This window comes from Candidatus Bathycorpusculum sp., assembly GCF_009778815.1.
GTDB classification, from domain to species: Archaea; Thermoproteota; Bathyarchaeia; order Bathyarchaeales; family Bathycorpusculaceae; genus Bathycorpusculum; species Bathycorpusculum hydrogenotrophicum.
In genome coordinates, this window is sequence record NZ_WRFL01000005.1 from 68,573 (window position 1) to 75,619 (window position 7,047).

A 7,047-nucleotide genomic window follows, 5' to 3' on the forward strand; every position below is an offset into this window, starting at 1 on the left:
GTTCACTTAAGGCGTAAATTCAAACAGTATTCTTCTTATTTAGCTTTTCGAAGTTTTCATCTCATTTAAGAACTCTTTTACCTGTGCTTTTTTCTCAGAGGATGCTTTAACGACCACAATACCGCAGTAGGGCTGACCATAAACGATAAACGCATCTTTAGCGGCATACAACACAGCTATTAGCACCAATAAATCCTCCTCGCCCTCAACAATGATGTGTGTATGCACCTCAGACTCTAAGGCCTCCTTAACTGCCAATATAGCCTGCTCAGTTATGGTTCCCTGAGGATTTTGCACATACACCATTTTTTCTACAGGATCTTGTCGAGGCATAGCGATATCGCGCAGAGAAACATGGTCAATAATTGTGAGCTGAGGGTTGACACCGTATTCATGGAGGTTTTGGGAAACCACATCACCCACTGAAATCAACTCCGGCGGTTGTTCAGATATCAGCAGAACTTTGAGTTTAGCCATGGTCTCTTGTGGTGTACCCTCGATTAGGGTGCCAAATGGTTCTTTGAGAAAAACACGCAACCGCGACGTTAGAGTGTACGCGGACGTCATGGTTTAAACCAGCAAACAAGAAGAGGGAAAAAAGGTGTTAACGCACTTTTAGGGCGTATCGGCCTTTTTCTTTGATATTCATGGCTTTCGCGATGGCGCTATGGCCGGGGTCAAACATTACCACCAAACCGCTATAGTCTTCGCTAAAGCTTGTGGATCTACATTTGGGGCAGACATTATCTTTGGTTATGAAGTGGCAGTTAGTACAGGCTTTTTCACTCATCTAATCAGGTCCGTTATGCTTGTTCCTTTGGCGCATCAGGTTTTTTCTCGGTTTTATTTTGGTCCATATCGAGCCATTCTAGTTTGCCTAAAAATGGCTGACGTGCGGTTATGCCAATTTTTCCACTGCTACCAGCGCGGCCCAGCGAGACGGCGGTGATTCTTGCGCGGACTTGGTCGCCTGAGCAAAGTTTGCGTTTCGATTCTTTGCCTAAGAGGACGCCTTGTTTCTCATCATAGCTGATGTAATCATCCATGAGCTGAGATACGTGGAGTAATGCATCAACTGGTCCGATGCGGACAAACGCGCCAAAATCAGCGATTTCCACCACATCACCTTCAACAATTTCCTGTATGATAGGATAGAAGGTGAGAAGACTAAAGTTTACTTTGTGATAAGTTGCACCGTCACCGGGAATGATTTTGCCGATTGGACTTACCTCTATACCGGTCACAGCTATAACATAGCCTAATTCCTCATCCACAATACCCTCATACTTTTGCTTCACTTGGTCTCTACCCACTTTCTCTAAGGGGTTACCAAAGGTTTCGGGCGGGATACGGATAGTATCTTGTAGAGTAATCAGTTTGAACATCTATGAAATCAACCCATCAATGTCAAGACGAGATTTTTGTCTCAGATAAATCACTGGCACACTTATATCTCTTAGCCTCCGCCGCAACAATCTATCATTTGTAAAAACTGGAACACCCCAGCTTTGGGCGATTCGCAGTATAATATCATCAACCATTTCGCTGTGATCCTCAACAACAACTAAACGGCATTTCTCAGCTAAGCGCAATGCAAAAGTCGCCTGACGTCGTAACTTAGGCGCACCCTCAGATGCCAGCATCTTCAGCTCATGCTTAACCGGTGAGAGTAACACAAACTCAATATTTCTGCTAAGCAACACCCTAAGGGCTTCAAAAATGTCAAGTTTAACCTCAAGAGGCACAAACAATGCATTAGAATCCAAAATAATCTTTAATGGTTCAGCTTTTATAGGTAAAACTGCCACACTTCTGGCTCCTATATAGTTAAGGTAAATAGAGGCTTAAACATGTTGCCGTTTATCGGGCATTCCATTTGGTATTATTTAAATATTAAGTGTCACTGAAATCTGTTTATTCAGGTGAAAAAGAGTGCTTCATGAAAAATCTTGCGGCGCAGTCATATACATTAACAATCAAGACAAAACCCGATATCTACTTCTCAACTACACTGCCGGACACTGGGACTTTGTTAAGGGCAATGTGGAAGCCAACGAATCAGAGAAACAAACAGTCACACGAGAAATGATGGAAGAAACAGGCATAACAACCGCAGAGTTCATTGAAGGCTTTAGGGAGTCACTCAGTTACTTCTACCGTCGACAGGGCTTAACTGTAAACAAAGAAGTCATAGTCTATCTCATCGAAGCACAAACCGATGAAATCAAACTTTCCTTTGAGCACATCAACTATCTATGGGCCGACTATCAAACCGCCATAGAAAAGTTGACGTTTAAAAACGCCAAAGAAACGTTGGAAAAAGCACACGACTATTTGCAGAAAAAAGGGTTAGTCAAAGACTAACTAGTTTATTTTATAAAACCGTATCCGATGAGTCTCCATCTGGCAGTTATTTTTCTGCTGATGGCAACCCGGGAACCGGGCAATGCACAGATGGGACGGGTCAGCTTTACTTTAATTGTGTTCTGCTTGATGTTTATGACTTTACCGACATTGACCGCTGCACCGATGTGGAGCAACAAGGCTTCATCGGGGTTGATTTTTTCAACTTTTAGTAACTCTTTGGTTCCCACTACGCGTTCTAGCACATGGGTTTCCAAGGTGAGTTCTGTCACGATTGGGGGCAGTTGTCCGGTTTTTCCAACGATGCTACCGGTTAAACCGTCAGCTTTAGAGTAGGAGGGATCTAGCAGAGTTCCAACGCCTATTAAACCGCCACAGGTTGCTTCTTCGACTTCCTGTACACCTGAGTGTAGGCTAACAATTTCGCTAATAAGCGGGGTGTAGACGGTTTTGCCTTCGCGCTCTGACATGATACCGGGTCGGATTTCGACTTCTTCGCCTACGGCGAATTTGCCCTGAGCGATAGTGCCGCCGATGATTCCGCCCTCTAGGCCCTCGATGGTTGTACCTGGTTTGTTGATGTCAAAAGAACGAATGATGTACATAAGCGGTGCTAGGTTGGGATCACGTTTAGGTGTGGGGATAATTGTTTGAATAGCCTCAAGGAGCACATCGATGTTTATGCCCCGTTGTGCTGAAATTGGGATAATGGGAGCGTTTTCTGCTACTGTGCCCTTTACAAATTCTTTAATTTCTTTATAACTCTCAAGTGCCCGTTTTTGATCCACTATGTCTATTTTGTTTTGGGCGATGATTATATTTTTTACACCGCTAACTTCGGCGGCTGCAAGGTGTTCACGGGTCTGGGCTTGAGGACAAGGTTCATCAGCCGCAATGACCAAAATGGCGCCATCCATGATTGCAACACCTGAGAGCATTGTTGCCATTAACGCTTCGTGTCCAGGAGCATCGACAAAACTTATGGCACGTATAAACTCTGCTTCACTGTTACAGGCTTCACATACAGGTTTTATGGTATAGTTTTTTGGTGCAGGACAGTTGGGACACTTATAAATGGGCATATCGGCATAACCGAGTTTGATGGTGATACCACGTTTTAGTTCTTCACTATGACGTGATGCCCACGTACCTGTCAATACCTGAACAAGTGTAGTTTTACCGTGGTCAACATGTCCAATGGTGCCGATGTTGACTTCGGGTTGCTTTGGCAAATCCTTAGTAGCGTTACTCATATGGGTTCTTCTCTTCTAATAAGCCTGGAATGAATAAAGAAATTAATTATGGCACTTTTTAAGGTTTGGGCATGCGCCCTGACAAAAAATTATTGTTCAGGTGCCTGCTCGGCCTTAACCGGCAAAGCAATAGGTGCCGCGCCAGCGGGGCGATCGGTGATTTTCATGTTGACCTGAACGATTTCATCAGTGATGACGTCGCCGCAGACAGTTTTACGTCTACGTTCGCCGTCGCGTTTAGCTTTAAAACCGGTGCCGCCGCTAAGGACAACTGCACGGCGTATACCGCCATGAACATTTGCACGCATAGGAACACCGTCACTGTCAGAACCGCCCGTAAGTTGCACTTTGTGTGCTGGCAAATCAACGACTGCACCATCTAAGGTTTCACCCAATTTTCTACCGATGAAGGGGCTTGCACGTGCTTCTTCAAGCTCTACTACTTTGGATGCACCCGTCTGTGGGTCGGAAACTATGACTTTGAATTTTGCCATTTACAGATTTACTCTCCAGCGGAAATATGAAGTTGGGCAACTCCCATTTAAGGTTTTAGCCCAAAAAGAGCCATCCCGCGGTCCATGTTTATAGATAAGTAAACAAGCTAACACAATGCCAGCATCGTTTAAAGACAGCTATAGCTGAGTAAGTACAGAAAAGCGTCTAAAATTTTTTAGACACCAACATAGCGTTATCTTTTATTGTTTTGTGGCTAAAACGCTTATACTAACAACCAAATCTGTAGCTTGTTTTGCCTCTTGGAGGGTCATACCTAAGCTGGTAAGGGTTGCAGTGGTTTTTGGTTCGCTTATTATGCAGTCAAGAGGATATACTTTTTCTTGCAGGATTTTGACGTTTTGGAAACCTGCTTCAATTATCAACTCAAGGTAGTTATTTTTGAGCTCCGCGCCTGCTATGCATCCGACATAGGCTTCAACGCTTTGCCGTAGTGCGTCGGGTAGAGGTTTTAGCAGAACTATATCAGATACCATCAATCGACCGGTTGGAGTTAATACACGGTGGGCTTCTTGGAAGACACGTTTTTTGTCGGGGGATAGGTTGATGACGCAATTTGAGATAACTATATCAACAGAGTTGTCTGCTGAGGGCAGGTTTTCGATTTCTCCAAGTCTGAATTCGACGTTTGTATAGTTGCCTTTTTGTGCGTTTAGGCGGGCTTTATCGATCATTTCAGGGGTCATGTCTATGCCGATTACTTTGCCGGTTTGTCCGACTTTTTTTGATGCTAAAAAGCAGTCAAATCCTGCACCTGAGCCCAGATCCATGACTTTTTCGCCTTCTTTTAGGGTTGCTAGGGCCGTTGGGTTGCCGCAACCTAGGCCCAAGTTTGCGCCTGGGGGTACTTCTGAGATTTCTTCTTGGCTGTAGCCTACGAGTTTGCTGATTTGTTTATCACTTGGGGTAGTGCAACAATTTGTGTTTGCATTGCAGCAGGACCCGTTGGTTTTGGCGACTTTTGCGTAACGGTCTCTAACTATTTTTTTGATGTTTTCCTCGTTCATGGTTAGCCCTTCTGGGTGGTTACTGCTTTGAGCAGTGGGCTGAGTGTTTTTGTGACTGCGTCGGTGAGTTTTTCGGTTTTTATCATCATTAAGCAACAAATGGCGCCGTCTTTTTCGCAGGTTACAATGGCGAGTTTGTCATTTGGTTTAAAGTTGGCTTTTTCTCGGAGGTCTTTTGGGAGGATGATTTGTCCTTTTGCATCGATGGTTATAATAGAGTTTATGGTGCAAGTGTCGTCTTGGCAGTTTACCATATTCAGCACTCGATAAATAGGGTGCTTTTAGGCTTTAAACTTATCGGATTTTTCTGAAAAATCAGACATATCCACCTAATAGGATGATTTTTTGCTACAAACAGTCTTAAAGCCAAAAAACGTCGATATGCGGCAAAAGTGCTATCGGTGGCGCTTCGAGCTAAACGGTATTTGTTTGAGCTAAGGTTTTAATTGGTCCTTTGTGGGTCTGTTGATTATGTGGCGGCTTGGGTTTTTCTTCCACGAGATGGCATTTGGTTTACTAAGTGTCTTCATACCTCTCTACTTGGTCGCGTTTAACGACACAAGTATGTTAGGCGGACCACTGGTCGCATTAGGCATCATGACATCTATTGCGGTGTTTGCCTCAATTCCTGCATCATATATCTGGGGCTACCTCTGCGACAGAACCCGACGCTATAAAGTCTTTATTCTGCTCTCTTTCTCATCCACAGCCATACTGCTCTTTATGATGACACTACCGTTTGCACAAAATATACTGGTGTTTGTTACGCTCTATGTAGTAATGCAGGTGCTCCACATGTCCCATGAAGCTCCAAAAAACGTGCTGGTTGCTGAAAATTACAGCCGAGATGAGTGGGAAAAATCCTACGGGTTATATGAGGGTATCACTGAAATGGGCTATTTTATCGGCTTGGCAATAGGCTTAGTCTTCACGGGAGGATTATTTACATTTGCCGCCTTGAGCCCCGCTGTTTTGGCAACCTATACGCTGTATCTGTGCAGCGGGCTTAGCGTGGTTGCGTTTATTCTCACAGTTCTCCTAGTTGCTGATCCGCTAATTATTTTTGAGCGGCGTTTAGTCAGCATTGAGAGAAAACTCAACTTTGCCTATCGCGGTATGCAATCATATACAATGAACCGCTTTAGACTCCCCCGACAGGAGAGTTTTGGAGGATTTGCTGTTGCGCTTATTATGTTCTCTTTGGCTACAAGTATATTTTTTACGCCCTTGCCGATTTTTTTAAGCGACATCGTGAGTCAGCACCATACCTTAGGGTTGACCTCGACTAGTTTTGTCTATTTTGCATACCTGCTCAATTCCTTGGGAGCAATGTCTGGGTATTTCTTTATCCATAACCGTGCATACTCGATGGATCTAAGAAAACAGTTACCACGCTTTGTGCTCATCCGAAGCATGCTCATTTTTGGTTTAGTGGCTGCGGTTCAGTTTGTCATTGCACCCGATATAATAACAGGACTGGTTTTGGTTCTGATCGGCTTTGCCTATGGAGTGTACCACATCATGATGCTTTCACTCTCTATGGAGATCACCCCCCAAGGAAAAGCAGGTTTATTTGACAGCTTTATCGGGGTAGGTACCGGCATCGGTTCATTTCTAGGACCCTACCTAGCAAGCAACCTCAACTATCTGCCCACGTTTCTAATTGCCGCCACCGTCTTTCTGTTAGCCTTTATAATTCTAAAGTTCGTTGCGCTAAGAACATGATAAATAGAACCAAGTTCGCTAACTTTCATAATAAGTTTGATCCCTAACTTCCTGTTTTAAGTAATATTGCTTTGACCGCATTATAAGTTAGGATATAGATGTTTTAGTTTACCTCTTGCTTGTTTTGTGGTAAAATGCCAATCTATCTGCTTACCCGAACCATTTCGATCTGCCGCCCAAACCGA

General features: G+C 44.0%; 10 protein-coding genes. 2 read left to right on the plus strand and 8 right to left on the minus strand.

Going from position 1 to position 7,047, the window contains the following annotated elements; genetic code table 11:
• Window positions 1–39 precede the first annotated feature (39 nt).
• Genes FWF39_RS02215 through FWF39_RS02230 form a run of 4 tightly spaced genes read right to left on the minus strand, consistent with a single transcriptional unit; the run spans window position 40 to window position 1,808 of the window.
• Window positions 40–567 (minus strand): DUF359 domain-containing protein, encoded by a 528-nt coding sequence (locus FWF39_RS02215; RefSeq protein WP_343381800.1) that lies wholly within the window; start codon window positions 565–567, stop codon window positions 40–42.
• A gap of 37 nt (window positions 568–604) precedes the next feature.
• Entirely contained in the window at window positions 605–790 is a 186-nt protein-coding gene (gene spt4, locus FWF39_RS02220) for a transcription elongation factor subunit Spt4 (protein ID WP_343379762.1), read from the minus strand.
• Between the two features lie 13 nt (window positions 791–803).
• Entirely contained in the window at window positions 804–1,385 is a 582-nt protein-coding gene (locus FWF39_RS02225; RefSeq protein WP_343381801.1) for a DNA-directed RNA polymerase, read from the minus strand.
• Complete coding sequence (locus tag FWF39_RS02230) at window positions 1,386–1,808, minus strand: PIN domain-containing protein (protein WP_343381802.1); 423 nt, start codon at window positions 1,806–1,808, stop codon at window positions 1,386–1,388.
• Window positions 1,809–1,932: 124 nt separating this feature from the next.
• Between FWF39_RS02230 and FWF39_RS02235 the strand changes: the two genes are divergently transcribed.
• Window positions 1,933–2,364, plus strand: a complete 432-nt coding sequence (locus FWF39_RS02235) for an NUDIX domain-containing protein (RefSeq protein ID WP_343381803.1) — start codon at window positions 1,933–1,935, stop codon at window positions 2,362–2,364.
• Between the two features lie 5 nt (window positions 2,365–2,369).
• On the opposite strand, the gene FWF39_RS02240 is transcribed toward FWF39_RS02235, so the two are convergent.
• The 4 genes from FWF39_RS02240 to FWF39_RS02255 form a co-directional block, all read right to left on the minus strand.
• Window positions 2,370–3,617, minus strand: coding sequence for a translation initiation factor IF-2 subunit gamma (locus FWF39_RS02240; RefSeq protein WP_343381804.1), 1,248 nt, complete (start codon window positions 3,615–3,617; stop codon window positions 2,370–2,372).
• Between the two features lie 89 nt (window positions 3,618–3,706).
• Window positions 3,707–4,111 (minus strand): 30S ribosomal protein S6e, encoded by a 405-nt coding sequence (locus FWF39_RS02245; RefSeq protein ID WP_343381805.1) that lies wholly within the window; start codon window positions 4,109–4,111, stop codon window positions 3,707–3,709.
• 201 nt (window positions 4,112–4,312) lie between these two features.
• Window positions 4,313–5,137, minus strand: coding sequence for an arsenite methyltransferase (locus FWF39_RS02250; protein ID WP_343381806.1), 825 nt, complete (start codon window positions 5,135–5,137; stop codon window positions 4,313–4,315).
• Window positions 5,138–5,139: 2 nt separating this feature from the next.
• Complete coding sequence (locus FWF39_RS02255; protein WP_343381807.1) at window positions 5,140–5,391, minus strand: HgcAB-associated protein; 252 nt, start codon at window positions 5,389–5,391, stop codon at window positions 5,140–5,142.
• A 217-nt stretch (window positions 5,392–5,608) separates the two neighbouring features.
• Here FWF39_RS02255 and FWF39_RS02260 point away from each other — a divergent pair, with 217 nt between their 5' ends.
• On the plus strand, window positions 5,609–6,862 hold the full coding sequence (locus FWF39_RS02260; protein ID WP_343381808.1) for an MFS transporter: 1,254 nt from the start codon (window positions 5,609–5,611) through the stop codon (window positions 6,860–6,862).
• Window positions 6,863–7,047: the final 185 nt, after the last annotated feature.